Raw genomic sequence first — 18,052 nt, 5'->3', positions numbered from 1 at the left:
CGCCGGATACGCCGCCCCGCTCGACGAATCGCCGGTGCGCGGTGGCCACCGAAACCACCGCGCACGGCCGCGACCAGCGCCGGCCATCCATGTACGGCAGGCGAACATGTACGCACGGGCCCGGTTAGACCGTGACGACGATCTTCCCGGCGTGCAGCCCCTTCTCCAGGTGGCGATGCGCCTCGACGATATCGTCGAGGCCGAACACCGCATCGACGGCGGGCCGCAGTGCGCCGAGGCGTACACCGGCGTTCAAGAAGGCCGCCATGCGCCGCACCACCACGGCGTCGAGGGTGTGCTCGAAACTCCGGTAGCCGTGGATCGTGAGCGGCGTGCCGCCCGGGAAGAGCGTCGGTCGCGGATCCAGAAAGCCTGCCGCCACCAGCGTCGCGCCCGGACGGGCCGCCGCCAGGAGATCCTGCTGGCCGGGGCCCATCACCAGATCGAGGACGATATCGGCACCGATCCCGCCGGTGTGATGACGGACGGCGGCGGCGATATCCACCTGGTCGGTGACGATGACCCCGGCGGCACCGGCGGCCGTCAACGCGTCCCGCTTCGCGGCATGCCGGGTGACGGCGAGAGGCACGGCGCCGATCTGGTTCGCGATCTGCATCGCCGCCCGGCCGACGCCGCCGGACGCGGCCGTGATGAGAACATGGTCGCCGGGACGCATCCGCGCCTTCTCCACGAGCGCGCCATAGGCAGTGGAGAAGGCGACCCAGATCGCCGCCGCCTCCGTGACGCCGAGCCCGGCCGGCCGCGCGAGGACACGGCGCGCGGGGACCGTGGTGTATTCGGCGTAGCTACCCCGGACGCTCGCGTCCGGAACGGCGGTGAGGACGACCGGATCGCCTGCCGCCAATCCGGTGACCTCGGGGCCCACCGCGTCGACGATGCCGGTTCCTTCGACGCCCAGTCGGGCGTGCGGCAAGGTGACGGCCGCGGGCATGCTGCCGGAACGCATCATCAGATCGAGTGGATTGACGGCGAACGCTTCGATCCTGACCCGTACTTCACCGGCTGCGGGCTCGACGACCGGTTCCTCGACGATATGCATGACATCCGGCCCGCCGAACCGGTCGAATACGACGACTCGTGACATGGTGATTCCTCCGTATCCAGCGCGGAATGCGCTGCTCCAGAACGCTACGGAGCCGTGCGTTACCTCCTGGTACCTTCGAGTTCCATGCAGAACACCGCCGGACCGGCCTTCCTCGCCGACTGCCCCACCCGCCTGGCGGTCGAGATCATCTCCGACAAATGGACCGTGCTGGTGCTCTTCGGGCTCAGCCAACGACCTCGCAGGCACGGCGAACTCGTCGACCTCATCGGCGGCATCTCGCGCAAGGTCCTCACCCAGACACTGCGCCGGCTCCAGCGGTACGGTCTGGTCGACCGTCGTGCCGAAGCGCCACGGCGGGTCGTGTACAGCCTCACCGACCTCGGCCGGACCCTCGTCGAACCCATCGAAGTCCTGACGAATTGGGCGCGAGACCACGGCGAGGCCATCGTCGACTTCCAGGAGGCGGCCCGGACCGCCGAGCCGGATCGCGCTCCCCGGGCGGGTTGATCCCGACGACGGCCGGTCATCCGAAGACTCCCACACGACCCGGCTCGGCGGAGTCGGAAGATCGGTTACCGCCGTGCGCGGCACCGACGTCTCGATCCGCGCACAGCGGAACAGGGGGACTAATATCTCGCAGATGTCGTTGCCGAGTGATATGCGCGCGTTCAATCGTTCCGTGGTCGAGAACTTCCGCGCCGAAGGCGGGAAGATCACGATGGACGGGATGCCGAAGGGATCCGACCTCGTTCTACTGACCACTGTCGGCAGGCGCAGCGGGCGGCAACATATCGTGCCGCTCGGGTACCTGACCGACGGCGATGATCGCACCGTGTTGTGGGCGTCCAATATGGCCGCGGCCGAACACCCGGCGTGGTACCGGAATCTGATGGCCGAGCCGCAGGTCATCGTCGAGCGGCCCACCCCGGCGGGTATCGACCTGTTCACCGGTACCGCGCATACCGCCACCGGTGCCGAACGCGAGCGCCTGTTCGCGATGCTGGCAGACCGGTTCCCGCATATGGCCGCACATCAGCAGCAGACCGAACGGGAGATTCCGCTCGTGGTGGTGGAACGAGTATCGGGCCGGGCCGGGTAGGGCGGCACGGCGGCATCCGCTCCCGGCCCTCGGCTGCGCGCAAACCGGTGACCATCGGCGGGATCTCCCACCTGTACTGGGGATGCTCGGTTGGTTCACCGGAGCATTGGCCGACCGGCCCGACGAAGACCGCGGCACTTTCGGCGGACTACTCGGCCGATTCGTCGATGACCTCACCGCGCATCTGAAGGTCGCCGAGGATGGCCCGTAGGCCGCCTCGGCCATTTTGTGCCGAGAGATCTTCGGCGGCAGGCGATCTCGCTACGCCGAGATATGTTCGCCATGATTCTGGATCTGGGTCTGCCACCGGTCGTGCCATACGGTTCGGTCGCCCTTGCCTGTCACCGGCCACCGGAACTGCCCCGTCGTCGCGGCGTCCCCGGTCGTCGACCGACCGGCTCGAGCGCAGCTCGAATCGTCGCCGGCACCGCGCCGCACATCGCACGGCCGGCCGACCCCAGAAGGAGTCCGATGTCATCCGTGCGTGGCCCCGCGATCGGGTTGTCCGTCTTCGGTGTTGTCGCAGTGTGTTGCCTGAGCCTGATCATGACCACCGCGCGCGGACCGGCCGCCGAGGGCGATACCGAATACGCGGCGGTCTTCACCGATGTCTCCGGGCTCACCGCCGGCAGCGGTGTACAAGTGGCCGGATCCCGGATCGGAACCGTCACCGCGATCGAGATCGCCGACGACGCCACGGCCCGGGTGGGTTTCACCGTCGGTCACGACCGGTCGGTCCTGGAGACCACCCACGCCGCGGTCCGCTATCAGAGCCTGCTCGGGCAGTACTACCTGGAATTGTTCGAGTCCGGGCCCGGAGGTGCCGTACTCGACTCCGGCGCAACGATTCCACGTGAGCGGACCACGCCGGGCGTGGACGTATCGCGGCTGTTCGACGGATTCCGGCCGTTGTTCACCGCGCTCGACATCGAGGAACTTGGCCGGGTGGCGGAGAACGTGGGCCGGGTCCTCCAGGGCGACGGTACGGGGATCGGACCGGTCCTGACGGCTCTGGGCGATCTGCTCGAGTACGCGACGAACGAGCACGCGGCGGTGGCGGTGTTCATTCACAACCTGGGGAAACTCGCCACCGAGATCGGTGGTGTCGCCGAACAGGTCGGTGTACTGATCGAGGGGATCGCCGCCCTGGTAGGGCTGTTCGACGACGCCGCGGAACTGGTGAACTCAATGTTCTCCGAGGACGCGGGCCTCGATACGGACGGCGGGCTGCTCACCGAACCGTCCCTTCCCGAAGACGACTACCCGGCGCTGCACGAGCAGTTGCGCATACTCGCTGCTCGCCCCGATCAGCTCGTGGAGGTCCTGTCACTGAAGCCGGAACTGATCAGCGGTTTGAACTCGGACGATCCGGCGGGAAGCACGGAATCCGCGGCCATCTGTTCGGCCTGGCCGTGGGCTCCGGCCGGCCTCACCGGAGCAGGACAGCGAGCGGCGTGCCGATGACGTGCATTCGGCCGTGCGGGATCGATCCCGAGGTCTCCCCCATCGGCGAAAAAACCCGGCACACCGAGAATTCCGTAGCGAGCGAGGATCCACAGTGAGCGACACCCCGGCGTCCGGCACAGAGCGGAAGCTCGATGAACGGCGCGCATCGCCTGCGACTGTATCGGCGTGGGGACTCGCCGCGGCCGCGTTCGTCGTCCTGACGGTACTTCTCGGATGGCGCTGGTATTCCACCGAGCACGAACTCGACGACCTGCGCGGCCGCATCACCGATCGCGACCGGGTGGCCGCGGTCGCCGCCGGCTACGCGCACCGGTCGCTGACCTACGACTTCCGCAGTCTCGACGCCTTCTTCGCCGGCGTCCGGCACGGGACCACCGCCGCGTTCTCCCACCGCTACGACACCGTCGGCGACACACTCGCGAAGATCATGACCGAGGCCGAGGTCGTCGCCCAGGGCGAGGTGGTGGGCACCGCGGTCGAGGCCGTCGACGCCGACAACTACCTCGTCACGGTTTTCGCGACCCAGCAGACCCGTAACGTCCGGCACCCGGAACCGGTCGGCGTCCCCACCCTGGTAACCGTCAGTGTGCAGCGTGTAGGGGAAGAGTGGCTTGTCGCCGACTACCGCCCGCGATGAGGACCCCGGCCGGGAACCCGATGCCCCCGCGAGAGCCGAACCCGCCACAGCGCGAGCGCACCGAGGACCGCGGCGACCGATCCGATGGCCAGTGCGAGGACGCCGCCGACGATCCCGTACCCGGTGCCGGGTCCGCCCTCGGCGCCGAGGACGACCGCCAGACCGACCACCAGACCGACCACCCCGGCCACCAGTGCGATAACCGCCGAACGCTGTCCGGCCCGGCGGATGACGGCACGCACACCGAGCACCACACCCGTGACTCCCACCGCCACACCCACCAGGGACCACACACGTCCGGCGGTCGGCCCGGCGGCGGCCGCCTGCGCCAGGATCTCCGAGGTGACGAGTAGCTGCTGAACGGACATGACGTCCTCCTTCTCCGACAACCGATATGGGCTATCGTCGCCGCCGAGTGCACCTCCGGTCGTCCTGCGCACGGAGGCATTCCGGTTACCGCCGAGGGCGCAGGTACCGGCAGGAGTACTGCGGCCGCAGTAGCCGGTGATCATCCCCGTGCACGATTCTGCTGCACGCGCGTCGAGCTAGGGTGCAGCAATGGAAAGGCTCCGGAACTGGGCGGTCGCCGCGGGCATCGCGGTGTTCCAACTGGTTTCCGGGTTGTCCGGGCCGCCGGTCGGCTGGGTGCTGCTGGTCGTCGGCGGGCTGGCGCCGGCCGCGGCCGGCCGGGCGCCGGTCGCCGTGCTGGCCGTGACAGGGTCGACCGCGTTGGCGTATCAGGCCCTCGGGGTGGACGTACCCGCGGTGGCGTTCCTGGTCGCCGTGTACGCGGCTGTCCGCGCCGGGCGCTGGGTGGCGGCCGTGGCGGGGTCGGTGGTGATGGTGGCGGCCATGCCCTTGGCGCTGCTGATTTCGCCGCGCGGACTGCTCGTGGGCCAGGCGTTCATGGAATCGCGCGACGTGCTCCAGTTGGCATGGCTGGTCGCCGCGGGCGCGGCGGGCGAAGCATTGCGGCAGGCCGAGCGGCGCGCCGACGAGGCCGAAAGGACTCGTGAGGAGACCGCGCGGCGCCGGGCGGACGCAGAGCGATTACATATCGCGCGGGAGCTGCACGATTCACTGACCCACCAGATCTCGGTGATCAAAGTGCAGGCCGAGGTGGCCGTCCACTCGGCCCGCCGGCGCGGCGAGCAGGTGCCCGACGCGCTGCTCGCGATCCTGGAGGCCGGGCGCGAGGCGTCCCGCGAGCTGCGGGCCACCCTGGCGGTCCTGCGCGACGACCGCCCACCGTCGTACGGACTCGATCATATCGCGGAGCTGGTGGACCGGGTCCGCACCACCGGCCTGGATACGACATTGACGGTCGCCGGGCGGCCCGACCCGCTACCGGTGGCCGTGGACCGGACCGCGTACCGGATCATCCAGGAATCGCTGACCAATATCACCCGGCACTCCGCCGCCGGGACCGCAACCGTCCGTATCGATTACCACCCGGACTCTGTGGTGATCCGGGTGGACGACGACGGTCGGGCCACACCGGACCTCACTTCCGGCCCGGGTGTGGGACTACTGGGGATGCGCGAACGGGTCACCGCTCTCGGCGGCCGGTTACACGCCGCGCCGCGCAGCGAGGGCGGGTTCACCGTCCGAGCCGAACTGCCCGTGGAGCGGGCGCCGTGATCCGGGTCCTGCTGATCGACGACCAACCGCTGATCCGCAGCGGTTTCCGCGCACTGCTCGAGTTGGAAGACGATATCGAGGTGGTGGCCGAGGCCGCCGATGGCGCCCGGGGCCTCGAGCTGGCTCGCGAGCAGCTGCCCGATATCGCACTGGTGGACATCCAGATGCCGGTCGTGGACGGTATCGAGGCGACCCGGCGTATCGCCGCGGACCCGGCCCTGGCCCGGGTACATGTGGTGATCCTGACCAACTACGGTCTCGACGAGCACGTTTTCGATGCCCTGCGGGCGGGCGCGGCTGGATTCCTGGTCAAGGACATCCACCCGGAAGACCTCGTACACGCCGTCCGGGTCGCGGCCCGCGGTGACGCGCTGCTCGCGCCGTCGATCACGCGCAAACTCATCGACCGATACGTCAGCCGGCCGCCGGCCCCGGACCGGATCGCCGGAACGATCGGGCTGACCGCCCGTGAGCGGGAGGTGGTCGTCCTCGTCGCGCGCGGTCTTTCGAACCATGAGATCGCCACCCACCTGGTGATCAGCCCGCTCACCGCCAAAACCCACGTCAATCGCGCCATGACCAAACTCCACGCCCGCGACCGCGCCCAATTGGTGGTCCTGGCCTATGAATCCGGCCTCGTGATCCCGCACCGGGCATGATGCCCTGTTCCGCGGCGTCCGACACCACCCGGCCGGACCACTGTGGATCGCGTCCGGCGGCGAGTTATCCGGCCGAACCGATCAGCAGATGTTCCATACCGTTCGCCTCGTCGGAGTGCTTGTGGAGTCCGACGATCGCCACGAAATCGTGGTCGCCGACACTGCGCTGCAAGGGGCGCCAGTTATCGGCGAGATACCGTCCCGCACCCGCGGTACCACGCAGGCCCAGGCCCCCGCAGTACACCCAGTATCGGCCGGGGTGCAGGTCGGGGCTCGGTCGCACCCGCGCGATGATGCCGATATCGGCGACGCCGTGCGCGTCGAAACGATATCCGTCGCTGAGCTCCACCCACTGTGGGTAGAAGCCATCGCCGGTCGCGCTGTCGTCGACGGTGAACAGTGGCCGCTCGGCGATCTCGGCATATCTGCGGACACAGTCGTTGCCGCCGAGCCCGAAGCTGACGAAGGGGCGGTCGTGGTGTGCTGCGACGTCGCGGTCACTCCGCACCCTGATCGGAATACGTGTATGCCGCTGGAGCAGATCGAGAACGTACAGCAGGCCGCGGAGGTCGCTCTCCAGTACGACCAGGGTTTCCGGGGGCTGCCGCGGCGCGGGGGCCCCGTCCTTCCTGCCGAAGAGGCACCGGCGCGCGACACCCGGCGAACGACGGTCGTGCACGGGCCCGGTCAACTCGAACGACGGGTGCACGAGAAGGGCCTCCCCCGTAACCATCTCGGCACCGAAGAAAGCCTCGAGCAGGATATCGACGTCGGCGGCACCCGCGGGCAGCGATCGTCCGGGGGCCGGCGCCGATCCGGCGATCTGGAACAGACCCTCGACTGTCCAGCCCGGGAACATCTTTTCCAGCACCCGACAGTGATAGTCACGGGGCAGCCCGATCATGCGACCGGAGAGCCACTGGTAATACTGGGCTTTCGCCGGTCCATAGCCCGGGGGGATGGGCGGGTCGAGCTGGGCCGCGCACCTGTCGTACGCGGCCAAGAAGTCCGGATGGCTCTTCAAATGCTGTTCGGCCAACAGCACCTTCAACACGGTTGCCAACGAAAACCCCCTTTACCCCGCCGGTCTCCGGCCACTGTGCCGGAGACCCCGGCATCGCTGGTTCGACCACGGCGAGGCCGGGTCGCCCGCCGAACCTGCCGACGACCCGGCTCTCTCAGGTGTCACATATAGCTGTAGCCCAGGCCGTTACTGGTCCCGCCAGGGCCCGTGACGGTGACCTGTGCCGTGCCCACCGATCCGCCGACCGCCGCGGTACCGGCCGGACCACCGGGGGCGATGGCAGTGATCCGGGTGGGGGAATCAAGGGTGAGGGTGGTGGCGGTGGCGCCGAAGCGGACAGTGGTGGGGCCGTTGTAACCCGCGCCCGTGATGGTCACGCTCGTGCCCCCGGTGGTGGGGCCGGAGGTCGGGGACAGAGATGTGATGGTAGGCATGGTGCCTGCTTCCTTCTTACCGGAGTGATGTCCTTCGCTGCATGGAGTGATCTACTCGAGCTCTGATAGCCGCCCGCTCTTTCATTAGGCGCCTGGATCTGTTGCCGGGCAATGCATCTCACGATCCGTTTTCGTCCGTTTTCGTCTGTTTTCGGACGTCCGGGAGGCCGCGGAACCACCGCGGCGCCGACGGCTCTCGCCGCGCGGACCGACATCGGTGAGAGCTCACAAACCCACCCGCCCGGCAGTCCGGGTACGGTGACATCCACCCCCGATTACGGTGCGGTATTTCCTGCTGAGAAATGAGGATGTACTCGATGACCTCTACCGCCGAGAAACTGGCCGACCTGCGTAAGAAACTGGAGCTAGCGCAGGAGCCGGCCGGCGAGGCGGGGGCCGCCAAGCGAGCGCGTAAGGGCATACCGTCCGCCCGCGACCGCATCGAGATGCTGCTGGACCCGGGCACCTTCGTGGAGATCGGTGCCCTCGTGCGGAACCCGGCGGACAAGGACGCCCTCTACGGTGACGGAGTGGTCACCGGACGGGGGCTGGTGGACGGCCGGCCCGTCGCGGTGTTCTCCCATGACCAGACCGTGTACGGCGGCACCATCGGCGAGATGTTCGGCCGGAAGGTCGCCGCGATCATGGACCTGGCGGGCCGGATGGGTTGCCCGCTGGTCGGTATCAACGACTCCGGCGGCGCGCGTGTCCAGGAGGCCGTGACGTCGCTGCGTTGGTACGGCGAGTTGGCGACCAAGATGGAACCGCTCTCGGGTGCGGTACCGATGGTCTCGCTCATCCTCGGTAACTGCGCGGCCGGCGCGGTCTACCAGCCGATCTGCACCGATGTCGTAGTCGCCACCAAGAGCGCGCACATGTTCGTCACCGGGCCCAAGATCATCGAGGACGCCATCGGTGAAAAGGTGGACATGGAGGAGCTGGGCGGTGCCTACAACCAGGCCGCCTACGGCAATATCCACCATGTGGCCGAGGACGAGGCGTCCGCCTTCGCGTGGGTGCGCAACTACCTGAGCTACCTGCCGTCGAGCGCCGTCGAACTCCCGCCGATCGTGAACCCCGGACTGGAGCCGGAGGTCACCGAATCCGATCTGAGCCTGAACACACTGGTCCCCGACTCGGACAATGCCGTCTACGATATGCACGACGTGCTGTTGCGCATCTTCGACGACGGTGAGTTCCACGAGATCGGCGCGGCCGCCACCAAGAACCTGATCACCGGGTTCGCCCGCGTCGACGGTCACCCGGTGGGTGTGGTCGCCAACCAGCCGACCGTGCTCGCGGGCGCGCTCGACGCCAAGGCCGGCGACAAGGCAGCGCATTTCATCCACATCTGCAACGCCTTCGAGATTCCGCTGGTACTGATCGTCGACACCCCCGGTTTCCTGCCCGGCGTGGAACAGGAGAAGGTGGGCGTCATCAAACGCGGCGGCCGGTTCCTGTTCGCCTACGTGGAGGCCACCGTCCCCAAGGTCACCGTGGTGGTCCGCAAGGCCTACGGCGGCGGGTGGGCGGTCATGGGCGCCAAGGCGCTCGGCTGCGATATCTACCTGGCCTGGCCCACCGCGCGTATCGCGGTCATGGGCGCCGAGAGCGCGGTGGGCCTGACCCAGCGCAAGGTGCTCGACGCCACCCCCGAGGACCAGCGGGCCGCACTACGGCAGCAGATGATCGACTTCTACAACGCGACCGTCGCCACCCCGTGGGTCGCGGCCGAGCGCGGCTACATCGACAGTGTGATCGAGCCGTCGGCCACCCGGCTGGAGCTGCGGCGGGCCCTGCACCTGCTCCGCGACAAGAAGGTCATCCGCTACCCGCGCAAGCATCACCTACTGCCGCTGTGACCGGGCGGACCCGCCGGTCGATGCCGGCAATGTAACGAATACGCATCGGCGCGCGAAAGACGCAGCAGCGCACGCATTCCAGCGCGGCGCGTGGGATTCGGACGGCGATCCGCATATGGCCGCCGTTCGATGACCAGGACCGACAACCGAGAAAGATGGATATGCCTGGCTTCCTGAAATACATCGTGTGGTTGAACATGCTGGGCATGCTCTCCGGGGCCTACTACTGATCAGGCCGTGCCGAGGCCGGATCCGGTGGTGGATTCCATCGGCAGTCAGTAGGTGACGCTCTGTCGGGCCCGTCGGCGGCCGCGGATCACACCGCACCGCCGACCGGCCCGCGGCGGGCTCGGGGTATCGCGAACTCCGATGGCACAAGCGGCGCGGTACGCCCGGAGTCAGCCGGTGGCGCGCAGGGGTGCGCCGACCCGATGCAGGTGGGCCAGCGCTTCCCGATACGACGTGATCAGACCGGTCTCGTGATAGGGCACACCGATTTCGGCGCAGTAGTCGCGGACGATCCGTTGTGCGTGGCGCAGATTCGGCGTCGGCATGCTCGGGAACAGATGGTGCTCGATCTGATAGTTGAGCCCGCCGAGCGCGAGGTCGGTCAGGACACCGCCCCGCACATTGCGGGAGGTCAGCACCTGCCGACGTAGATAGTCGGGGCGGTCGTCGCCGGTCAGGGTCGGCATACCCTTGTGGTTCGGGGCGAAGGCGCAGCCCATGTACAGGCCGAACAGCGCCTTGTGGACGATGAGGAACGCGAATGCCTTGTCGGCGGGCAGGACCGCGAACACCGCGGCCAGGTAGGCGGCGAAGTGGCCGAGCAGCAGCGCGCCTTCCACACCGCGGTGTCCGATCGATCGATTGCGGAGTGCGCGGATGCCCGCAATGTGGAGGTTGACACCTTCCAACAGCAGTAGGGGGAAGAACAGGAATGCCTGCGCCCGTCCGATGATACGAGGCAGGCCGCGGCCGGCCCGCGCCTGCCGTTGCGACCAGATCAGGATGTCGGGCGCGACATCGGGGTCGAGTTCCTCGTGGTTCGGGTTGGCGTGATGGCGGGTGTGCTTGTCCTGCCACCAGCCGTAGCCCAAGCCGATGCCCGCGTTACCGACGATCCGGCCCACGAGTTCCGTCGGCCGCCGAAGCCGGAAGACCTGGCGATGTGCGACATCGTGCATGACGAGTGCCACCTGCGCGCAGGCCACGGCCAGGAACGCCGCCACCGCGAGTGTCCACCACGAGTCGCCGACGAGGGCGAACACCAGCCAGCCGGCCACGTACGCGATTCCCACCAGACCGAGCCGGACGGCGTAATAGCCGGGCCGCCGGTTCATCAGTCCCGCGTCGGAGATCCGGCGCAGCAGGCGGGCGTAGTCGCCGCCGGTGCCGCCGCGCCGCGCGGACCGGGGCGGTGATTCCGGGACCAAGGCCGGTGTTGTCATAGAAATTCCTCGGAGTCGAGTGCGGATCCCGCCCGCCCGTTTCCGGTGCCGTCCGGTCTCTCTCGATGGGAGACCCGACCCAGCGGGTAATGCCCGGTGCGAGACGGTGTGGTGATGTCGTGGAACCGACGCTATCGACCGGATTCTCGACCCCGGTAAACCCTCGGTATGAGATCGAATCGCACTGTGGGGTGATATCCGGGGATCTCCGCGGCTAGCATCGCCGCCCACAGGCACGTTCGTTTTCCGGAAGTACGTCATGGCCGCGATCGGTGGGACCGAACACGAAACATCCCTGCTCGCCCGATGGCATTCCGAGAATGGCATCCCGGCTCGCGGCCGGCGGCGCACCCACCGCACCGATCCGGCTCGATGCGACCGTACTGGTCGCGGATGCCACGGCCGGGCGGGCATCGGCGCCCCTCCGCGAATTCGTACCGCCGGCCGCGGACATGTCACCCTGATATCGGAATCCGCTGCCGACGAACGTATCCCCAACGATCCGGAGAACCCGTGCAACTGCTGTTCAGCGCAACCCCCGCCTTCGGCCACATCCTGCCCCTGGTGCCGCTCGTGCACGCGGCGGTGGCGGCCGGGCACAGCGTCGGCCTCCTGTCGAGTGCCGGATTCCGCGACACTGTCGAAGGCGAGCTTCCACCGGCGGTCGACTACCTCGGGGCGGGCGCGATGCCCGGCACGTTCTCCGAGGAAGCGGCCCGGCGCACGGGGACGGATATGTACCGGCCCGCACCCGCGATGATCGGGGAGATCTTCGGTGGCGCACGCGTCGACCTCGGTATCGAGGACAGCATCGACCGGGCCACCGGCTGGGGTGCGGACCTGGTGATCGCGGAACCGTTCGATGCGATCGGCCCGATCGTCGCGGCCCGGCTCGGGGTCGGCTGGCACCGGGCGGGTATCGGCCCGGCGCTGCCCACGGTGATCACCACGGAGATCGATCGCGCGGCCGCCACCCGGTACGACCGGGCGGGCCTCCGGCCCGTCGCCCCGTCGAGTTGTATCGACCCGTGCCCGCCGCAACTACAGGACCCGGACTGGTCCCCCGGGACGCGGGTGCTTCCGGTCCGGCCACAGGCGCACCGCCGCCCGCAGGACGCCGCGATCGACCTGTCCGGCATCGGTGAACGCGGCAGGCCGACGGTGCTCGTCACCCTGGGCACGATCTTCTCCGACCCGGACGTTCTCGAGGCGGTCGTGGCGGCGGTGGCGGGTACCGGGGCCGATGTGATCGCCACCCTCGGCTCGTCCCTCCGGCATCCGGAAGCCGGCCGGTCCGTCCCGGCGCCGCGCGACCACGCAAGCCGGTCGAATGTGCGGTATGTGCCCTTCATCCCGTTGGCGCAATTGCTCGAGCGGGCCGATCTGGTGGTCGGCGCCGGCGGCGTCGGTACCGTGCTCGGTGCCCTGGCACACGGCCTGCCGATGGTGCTCTGGCCCCAAGGCGCCGACCAACCTGTCAATGCCGCGCGCGCCGCCGCCTCCGGGGCATCGATCACGGTCGACTCGGCAGCCGGTATCGCGCCGGCGGTCACGAAGGCGCTGGAAGACGCCTCGTACCGGCGCCGCGCCCGGGAGGTCGCGGCCGAGATCGCCGAGCGGCCGGGGCCGGCCACGGTGATCGCGCAGCTCACGAACCAGTAACCGCCGGTGGTGCGCACCGCCGACGGACCACAGCCGCATCCGGTCCGTCGCGCGCCGCCGCCGGAGACCCTGCGGCTGTGCGGATATCCGGGCTCACCCGCCCTGCGCCGACAACGGATATTCCGAACCTCACCCCCGGACCGTGCCCTCTACCTGCACACTGAGTGCCGAGCCGCGCAGGATTCCGGTCCTCGCGCGCTCCGTGTACGGGTGAACGAGAGGGATCACTTATGTCCGAAACCATAACCTCGGGACCGGCCGTTCCCGACGGCCGGCCACCGGCCACCGAATCGGCCTCGTCGCGGGCGGCGACCCGCCGTGCGGTCTGGAACACACTGCGCGGATCGTCGGGCAATCTCGTCGAGTGGTACGACGTCTACGTCTACACCGTGTTCGCCTCGTATTTCGAGAGCCACTTCTTCGATTCGGCGGACAAGAACTCCACCGTCTACGTGTACGCGATCTTCGCCGTCACATTCCTCATGCGCCCGGTCGGCTCATGGTTCTTCGGCCGCTACGCCGACCGGCGCGGCCGGCGTGCGGCACTCACCTTCAGCGTCTCGCTGATGGCGGCCTGTTCGCTGGTGATCGCACTCGTGCCGGGACGCGAGACGATCGGCGTGGGCGCGGCCGTGATCCTGATCCTGTGCCGGCTGGTGCAGGGGTTCGCGACCGGCGGTGAGTACGGTGCGTCGGCCACCTACATGTCCGAGGCGGCCACCCGGGAACGCCGCGGCTTCTTCTCGTCGTTCCAGTACGTGACCCTCATCGGCGGCCATGTGCTCGCCCAGCTCACGCTGCTGGTGTTGCAGGTGTTCATGGACAAGCAGGAGATCTCCGATTTCGGCTGGCGTATCGCCTTCTTCATCGGCGGTATGGCCGCGGTCGTGGTGTTCTGGTTGCGCCGGAGCATGGACGAATCACTGACCCAGGAGCAGCTCGACGCGGTCCGGCGCGGTGAGGATTCCGAATCGGGCTCCCTGCGCGTCCTGCTGGTCGAATACTGGCGGCCGCTGCTGGTGTGCTTCCTGGTCACCATGGGTGGGACCCTCGCGTTCTACACCTACAGCGTGAATGCCCCGGCCATGGTCAAGACCGCGTTCGAAGGTCAGGGGATGACGGCCACCTGGATCAACCTGGCCGGGCTGGTGTTCCTCATGCTGTTGCAGCCGGTCGGTGGACTGATCAGCGACAGGGTGGGCCGTAGACCCGTCCTGGTGTTCTTCGGCATCGGCGGTGTCCTCTACACCTGGTTCCTCATCACCTTCCTCCAGGACGCCACCTCGGTGGCGGCGACACTGGTGGTGACCTGCGTCGGTTACGTGCTGCTCACCGGCTACACGTCGATCAATGCCATCGTCAAGGCCGAGCTGTTCCCCTCGCATATCCGGGCCCTGGGCGTCGGTATCGGGTACGCCCTGGCCAATTCGGTGTTCGGCGGTACCGCGCCGATGATCTACCAGGCCGCGAAGAACGGCGGACAGGTGCCGTGGTTCATCGGGTACGTGACGGTCGTCATCGGTATCTCGCTGGTCGTCTACCTCTTCGTACTGAAGAACAAGACCGAGACCGCACTGGACAAGGAGCAGGGGCGCGCCTTCGGGTAGCGGACCCGGTGGCGTCGTTCGCTGTCAGAGCGGCATCCCGTTCGCGAGGAACTCCAGTGCCTCGTCGACTACGGCGTAGATGTCCTCGCCGTTCTCGATCGCGCGCAGATAGGCCATCAGAGCGACGCCCGCCACCGCACCGCTCCAGTACCGCACCCGCGGATCGGCCGGTTCCCGGCCGGTCCGGCGGGCGACGGCCTCGATGAACTGCGGCAGATCCGTCTCGACCTTCTGCGCGACGGCGCCGCGTAGCTCCGGCACGGTGGCAATGAGTTTCATCCGGGTGGTTTCCACTACGGCCAGATCCTGCTCGGTATTGGCGAGCACGGCGAGCAGCGCATTGCGACCGGCTTCCAGGGGGGAGAGCTCGGCGGGCTCGGCGAGGAACTTCTCCAGGAAGATGGGGTCCACACGGTCGAAGAGCACCGTATCCGGTTTGGTGGGGAAATAGCGGAACAGCGTGCTCGGCGAGACCTCGGCGGCCGCGGCCACCTCCTCGAGCGTGGTGTTGGCGTATCCCTTTTCCCGGTAGAGGCGCAGGGCGTGATCCTGGATGGCTTCACGCGTCCGCTTCTTCTTGAGTTCTCGCAGCCCGCCGGTGCTCATGGTTTCATCCTGCCGAACCTTTCGCCGGCGCAACAATGCGGTGGTGTGCGTCGGCGGGGTCGGGACCCGGCGCCACGCGCAGCTTCTCCCCCTCGACATCGAGGTTCGGCAGGAGCCGGTCCAGCCACTGCGGCAACCACCAGGCTTTCTCACCGACGAGCGCGAGTACCGCCGGGACGATGGTCATCCGGACCACGAAGGCGTCGACCGCGACCGCCGCCGCCAGCGCCACCCCGATCTGCACGATATCGCTCGCCTCGCCGGTGGCGAACCCGGCGAACACGCTCACCATGATGATCGCGGCCGCGGACACCACGCGCGCGCCGTACCCGAAACCGGCGCGGACCGCCGCGGTCGCCGCGGCGCCGTGCACGTATTCCTCCCGCATCCGGGTCACCAGGAACACCTCATAGTCCATGGCCAGCCCGAACACGACGCCGATGATGAAGATCGGCAACATGCTCACCACCACATCGGTATCGCGGATACCCAGCCATTCCAGATGACCCCACTGGAAGGTGGCCACCAGGACACCGAAGGTCGCCGCCACGGTGAGCAGGAAACCCCCGGTGGCCTTCAGCGGTACGACGATCGAGCGGAAGACCGTCATCAGCAGCAGGAATGACAGACCGACCACCACCAGGAGGTAGATCCACAGGGCGTCCGCCATCCGGCTGCTGAAGTCGATGATGACGGCGGCGGTTCCGGTGACCGCGATCCGGGCACCGGAATCGGCGACGCTGTCGGCGACACCGCCGCGTAGCCGCTGAACCAGTTGCTCGGTCTGTTCGCTGTCGGGTCCGCTCTCCGGGACGACCCCGATGATGGCCGTATCACCGGCCGGGTTGAATTCCGGCGGTGCGACCATGGCGACCCCTTCGGCTCCGGCCAGGGCCGCGTGCACCTGCCGTGCGGCGTCCGCGGGCTGTGGCGCGCCCGCGAGGTCGACGACCACCAGCAGCGGTCCGTTGAACCCCGGACCGAACCCTTCCGCCACCGCGTCGTAGGCCCGACGTTGCGTCGAATGCTCGGGATAGGTGCCCTGGTCCGGCACGCCGAGGCGCAGATCCAGCGCCGGCAGGGTCAGGACACCGAGTCCGAGAAACGCGACGATCAGTGTCGTCACCGGCCGGCGGGTGGTCAGCGCCGCCCAGCGCTGTGCGAGCGTCCGCCGCGGCCGGCCGGTCGCCGCCGGCGAGGCACCCGCGGTCGCTTGCCGGAGCCGGCCGCGCCGCAGCACCCGCCGCCCGGCGAACCCGAGCAGTGCCGGCAGCAGGGTGACGGCCACCAGCACCGCGACGACCACGGTCACCGCGGCGGCGACCCCCATTTCGGTGAGCAGCCCGATCCTCACGACGCCGAGTCCGAGCAGTGCGATCACCACGGTCAGGCCGGCGAAGAGGACAGCGGATCCGGCGGTGCCCACCGCCCGGCCGATGGCCTCCTCGGAGTCTGGAGTCCGGGTCAGCTCATGGGTGTAGCGGGAGACGATGAACAGCGCGTAGTCGATACCGACGGCGAGACCGAGCATGAGCGCGAGGATCGGGGTCGTGACGCCGAGGTCGAGAAAGGCGGTGGCCGTGAGGATTCCCAGCAGCCCGACCGCGACCCCGGTGAGCCCGGTGACCAGCGACATCCCCGCGGCGACCAGCGACCCGAGCGTGATCACGAGAACCACCGCGGCGACGAGCAACCCGATGAGTTCCTTACTGACATCCGGCATCAGCTCCATCACGTCGCCGCCCACCGCGACCCGCAGGTCGGCCGAACCGCTCCGTTCGACCACGTCCATCAGTTCCTGACGACTCGAATCACGCACTGCCTCGAAGGACACGGCGTAGGTCACCTCGGCGACGGCGATCCGCCGATCCGCCGAGATCAGGCCGCTGTCGTACGGGCTGCGCACCGCCGCCACCTCGGCCGCCCCGGCGGCGGCGTCGACCACCTCGGTGATCCGCCGGCGCAGCACGGGATCGGTCACGGTGCCGTGTTCGGCGATAAAGACGATCTGGGCGGATCCGCCGGCCGACGGAACCTCGGCGAACCGCTCCGCCAGTAGATCGAGGGCTTCCTGGGATTGTGTGTCGGGCAGGCTGAAGGAGGTCGCGGAAGGGGAGGCCAGGGTGGCGGCCCCCACTCCCAGGGCGGCCACGAGCAGCACCCAGCACATGAGCACGAGTCGTCGAGCGCGAAAACCGAACCGCCCGATCCGATACAGCAGGGTCGACATGACAGCCTCTCGAAAATGGTAGTTACTGTTTTATGACAGTAGCTACCATTTTCGGGCGGGGCAACGCCCCCAATGGACTCCCGATACCGGCCGGGCACCCATATTCCGCACGGCGAGGCCGGATTCGGTCCGCCCGAATCGGCACACGGCCGCCCGACCGCACCCGCCGATGAGTTCGGGTGGTCGCCGGCATCCCCCGGAAACGGCGACAGTGATCATGCACGCGGTGGCCTCGGCGGACGGCTTCAGTCGCATACCGTTCTCAGCGGCGCTCGCACGCCGATCCCCTGCCGGGCCCTGGCACTGGACAGAGACGTCGAGCTGTACGGGGCCGTTCGGGCGGGCGTGGCAAACCACGTACGGGGTCGGCCGGCGCACAGCGCAGGCGGCGATATCGTCGGTGCGACCGGCCGAGCACCGCCGGTATCCGAAGCGCGGCTCGAAGCTGGTCCGTCGGTCGCCGCCTATGCGCCTCTACCGCCTCCCCGTACCGCCCGAGCTGCCGCCGCAGCCGCGCGGTGACCCCGGAATTCACCGATAAACCCCGGGTCAACGCGCCTAACCGGTTGATCGGCATGCCGGGCACTCGACCGTCGATTGTCATTGA

At 68.4% G+C, this 18,052-nt stretch carries 17 protein-coding genes; 10 read left to right on the top strand and 7 right to left on the bottom strand.

What is annotated here, in order from left to right:
- Positions 1-124: 124 nt before the first annotated feature.
- Positions 125-1,105 (bottom strand): zinc-dependent alcohol dehydrogenase family protein, encoded by a 981-nt coding sequence (locus NGR01S_RS21145; protein WP_063039498.1) that lies wholly within the window; start codon positions 1,103-1,105, stop codon positions 125-127.
- An 84-nt stretch (positions 1,106-1,189) separates the two neighbouring features.
- On the opposite strand from NGR01S_RS21145, the gene NGR01S_RS21140 reads away from it, so the two are divergent.
- The 5 genes from NGR01S_RS21140 to NGR01S_RS21125 all read left to right on the top strand — a co-directional run bounded on the left by NGR01S_RS21140 (position 1,190) and on the right by NGR01S_RS21125 (position 4,269).
- Complete coding sequence (locus tag NGR01S_RS21140) at positions 1,190-1,573, top strand: winged helix-turn-helix transcriptional regulator (RefSeq protein ID WP_063039495.1); 384 nt, start codon at positions 1,190-1,192, stop codon at positions 1,571-1,573.
- A 133-nt stretch (positions 1,574-1,706) separates the two neighbouring features.
- Complete coding sequence (locus NGR01S_RS21135; protein WP_063039891.1) at positions 1,707-2,165, top strand: nitroreductase/quinone reductase family protein; 459 nt, start codon at positions 1,707-1,709, stop codon at positions 2,163-2,165.
- Between the two features lie 82 nt (positions 2,166-2,247).
- A complete protein-coding gene (locus NGR01S_RS32885; protein WP_281179782.1) occupies positions 2,248-2,376 on the top strand; it encodes a hypothetical protein in 129 nt (42 codons plus the stop codon).
- Positions 2,377-2,636: 260 nt separating this feature from the next.
- Positions 2,637-3,629: an MlaD family protein gene (locus NGR01S_RS21130; RefSeq protein WP_084481541.1), complete on the top strand. Its 993-nt coding sequence runs from the start codon at positions 2,637-2,639 to the stop codon at positions 3,627-3,629.
- A 94-nt stretch (positions 3,630-3,723) separates the two neighbouring features.
- Positions 3,724-4,269, top strand: coding sequence for a hypothetical protein (locus NGR01S_RS21125; RefSeq protein ID WP_063039491.1), 546 nt, complete (start codon positions 3,724-3,726; stop codon positions 4,267-4,269).
- Here NGR01S_RS21125 and NGR01S_RS21120 read toward each other — a convergent pair.
- Positions 4,254-4,637 carry a DUF6223 family protein gene (locus NGR01S_RS21120; RefSeq protein WP_063039889.1) on the bottom strand — a complete coding sequence of 128 codons (384 nt, stop codon included), beginning with the start codon at positions 4,635-4,637 and terminating at the stop codon, positions 4,254-4,256. The genes NGR01S_RS21125 and NGR01S_RS21120 overlap by 16 nt on opposite strands.
- A gap of 190 nt (positions 4,638-4,827) precedes the next feature.
- Here NGR01S_RS21120 and NGR01S_RS21115 point away from each other — a divergent pair, with 190 nt between their 5' ends.
- Both NGR01S_RS21115 and NGR01S_RS21110 read left to right on the top strand, forming a co-directional pair.
- Positions 4,828-5,910, top strand: coding sequence for a sensor histidine kinase (locus tag NGR01S_RS21115; protein ID WP_063039483.1), 1,083 nt, complete (start codon positions 4,828-4,830; stop codon positions 5,908-5,910).
- On the top strand, positions 5,907-6,569 hold the full coding sequence (locus tag NGR01S_RS21110; RefSeq protein ID WP_063039481.1) for a response regulator: 663 nt from the start codon (positions 5,907-5,909) through the stop codon (positions 6,567-6,569). The genes NGR01S_RS21115 and NGR01S_RS21110 overlap by 4 nt, the downstream gene beginning before the upstream one ends.
- Before the next feature lie 64 nt (positions 6,570-6,633).
- On the opposite strand, the gene NGR01S_RS21105 is transcribed toward NGR01S_RS21110, so the two are convergent.
- Together NGR01S_RS21105 and NGR01S_RS21100 are read right to left on the bottom strand one after the other, a co-directional pair.
- Positions 6,634-7,632 (bottom strand): hypothetical protein, encoded by a 999-nt coding sequence (locus tag NGR01S_RS21105; protein ID WP_157107363.1) that lies wholly within the window; start codon positions 7,630-7,632, stop codon positions 6,634-6,636.
- Positions 7,633-7,754: 122 nt separating this feature from the next.
- Positions 7,755-8,027 (bottom strand): IPT/TIG domain-containing protein, encoded by a 273-nt coding sequence (locus NGR01S_RS21100; RefSeq protein WP_084481540.1) that lies wholly within the window; start codon positions 8,025-8,027, stop codon positions 7,755-7,757.
- Between the two features lie 317 nt (positions 8,028-8,344).
- On the opposite strand from NGR01S_RS21100, the gene NGR01S_RS21095 reads away from it, so the two are divergent.
- Complete coding sequence (locus NGR01S_RS21095; RefSeq protein ID WP_063039887.1) at positions 8,345-9,889, top strand: acyl-CoA carboxylase subunit beta; 1,545 nt, start codon at positions 8,345-8,347, stop codon at positions 9,887-9,889.
- A gap of 398 nt (positions 9,890-10,287) precedes the next feature.
- Here NGR01S_RS21095 and NGR01S_RS21090 read toward each other — a convergent pair whose 3' ends face one another.
- Entirely contained in the window at positions 10,288-11,340 is a 1,053-nt protein-coding gene (locus NGR01S_RS21090) for a fatty acid desaturase family protein (protein WP_063039474.1), read from the bottom strand.
- A gap of 513 nt (positions 11,341-11,853) precedes the next feature.
- Here NGR01S_RS21090 and NGR01S_RS21085 point away from each other — a divergent pair.
- Together NGR01S_RS21085 and NGR01S_RS21080 are read left to right on the top strand one after the other, a co-directional pair.
- Positions 11,854-13,002, top strand: a complete 1,149-nt coding sequence (locus NGR01S_RS21085) for a glycosyltransferase (RefSeq protein ID WP_063039473.1) — start codon at positions 11,854-11,856, stop codon at positions 13,000-13,002.
- A gap of 230 nt (positions 13,003-13,232) precedes the next feature.
- Positions 13,233-14,609 carry an MFS transporter gene (locus NGR01S_RS21080; protein WP_063039471.1) on the top strand — a complete coding sequence of 459 codons (1,377 nt, stop codon included), beginning with the start codon at positions 13,233-13,235 and terminating at the stop codon, positions 14,607-14,609.
- Between the two features lie 24 nt (positions 14,610-14,633).
- On the opposite strand, the gene NGR01S_RS21075 is transcribed toward NGR01S_RS21080, so the two are convergent.
- Both NGR01S_RS21075 and NGR01S_RS21070 read right to left on the bottom strand, forming a co-directional pair.
- Complete coding sequence (locus NGR01S_RS21075; protein ID WP_063039469.1) at positions 14,634-15,215, bottom strand: TetR/AcrR family transcriptional regulator; 582 nt, start codon at positions 15,213-15,215, stop codon at positions 14,634-14,636.
- A 4-nt stretch (positions 15,216-15,219) separates the two neighbouring features.
- Positions 15,220-17,445, bottom strand: a complete 2,226-nt coding sequence (locus tag NGR01S_RS21070; RefSeq protein WP_063039467.1) for an MMPL family transporter — start codon at positions 17,443-17,445, stop codon at positions 15,220-15,222.
- Positions 17,446-18,052 lie beyond the last annotated feature (607 nt).

The sequence above is a fragment of the Nocardia grenadensis NBRC 108939 genome, from assembly GCF_001613445.1.
Taxonomy (GTDB): Bacteria; Actinomycetota; Actinomycetes; order Mycobacteriales; family Mycobacteriaceae; genus Nocardia; species Nocardia grenadensis.
The sequence above is the reverse complement of the archived record's forward strand: the minus strand, read 5'-3'. Positions and strand labels throughout refer to the sequence as shown.

Coding starts and splice junctions, on each gene's coding strand:
- NGR01S_RS21145 (WP_063039498.1), bottom strand. CDS start 1,105: ATGTCACGAGTCGTCGTATTCGACCGGTTCGGCGGGCCGGATGTCATG.
- NGR01S_RS21140 (WP_063039495.1), top strand. CDS start 1,190: ATGCAGAACACCGCCGGACCGGCCTTCCTCGCCGACTGCCCCACCCGC.
- NGR01S_RS21135 (WP_063039891.1), top strand. CDS start 1,707: ATGTCGTTGCCGAGTGATATGCGCGCGTTCAATCGTTCCGTGGTCGAG.
- NGR01S_RS32885 (WP_281179782.1), top strand. CDS start 2,248: ATGCTCGGTTGGTTCACCGGAGCATTGGCCGACCGGCCCGACGAAGAC.
- NGR01S_RS21130 (WP_084481541.1), top strand. CDS start 2,637: ATGTCATCCGTGCGTGGCCCCGCGATCGGGTTGTCCGTCTTCGGTGTT.
- NGR01S_RS21120 (WP_063039889.1), bottom strand. CDS start 4,637: ATGTCCGTTCAGCAGCTACTCGTCACCTCGGAGATCCTGGCGCAGGCG.
- NGR01S_RS21115 (WP_063039483.1), top strand. CDS start 4,828: ATGGAAAGGCTCCGGAACTGGGCGGTCGCCGCGGGCATCGCGGTGTTC.
- NGR01S_RS21100 (WP_084481540.1), bottom strand. CDS start 8,027: ATGCCTACCATCACATCTCTGTCCCCGACCTCCGGCCCCACCACCGGG.
- NGR01S_RS21095 (WP_063039887.1), top strand. CDS start 8,345: ATGACCTCTACCGCCGAGAAACTGGCCGACCTGCGTAAGAAACTGGAG.
- NGR01S_RS21090 (WP_063039474.1), bottom strand. CDS start 11,340: ATGACAACACCGGCCTTGGTCCCGGAATCACCGCCCCGGTCCGCGCGG.
- NGR01S_RS21080 (WP_063039471.1), top strand. CDS start 13,233: ATGTCCGAAACCATAACCTCGGGACCGGCCGTTCCCGACGGCCGGCCA.
- NGR01S_RS21075 (WP_063039469.1), bottom strand. CDS start 15,215: ATGAGCACCGGCGGGCTGCGAGAACTCAAGAAGAAGCGGACGCGTGAA.
- NGR01S_RS21070 (WP_063039467.1), bottom strand. CDS start 17,445: ATGTCGACCCTGCTGTATCGGATCGGGCGGTTCGGTTTTCGCGCTCGA.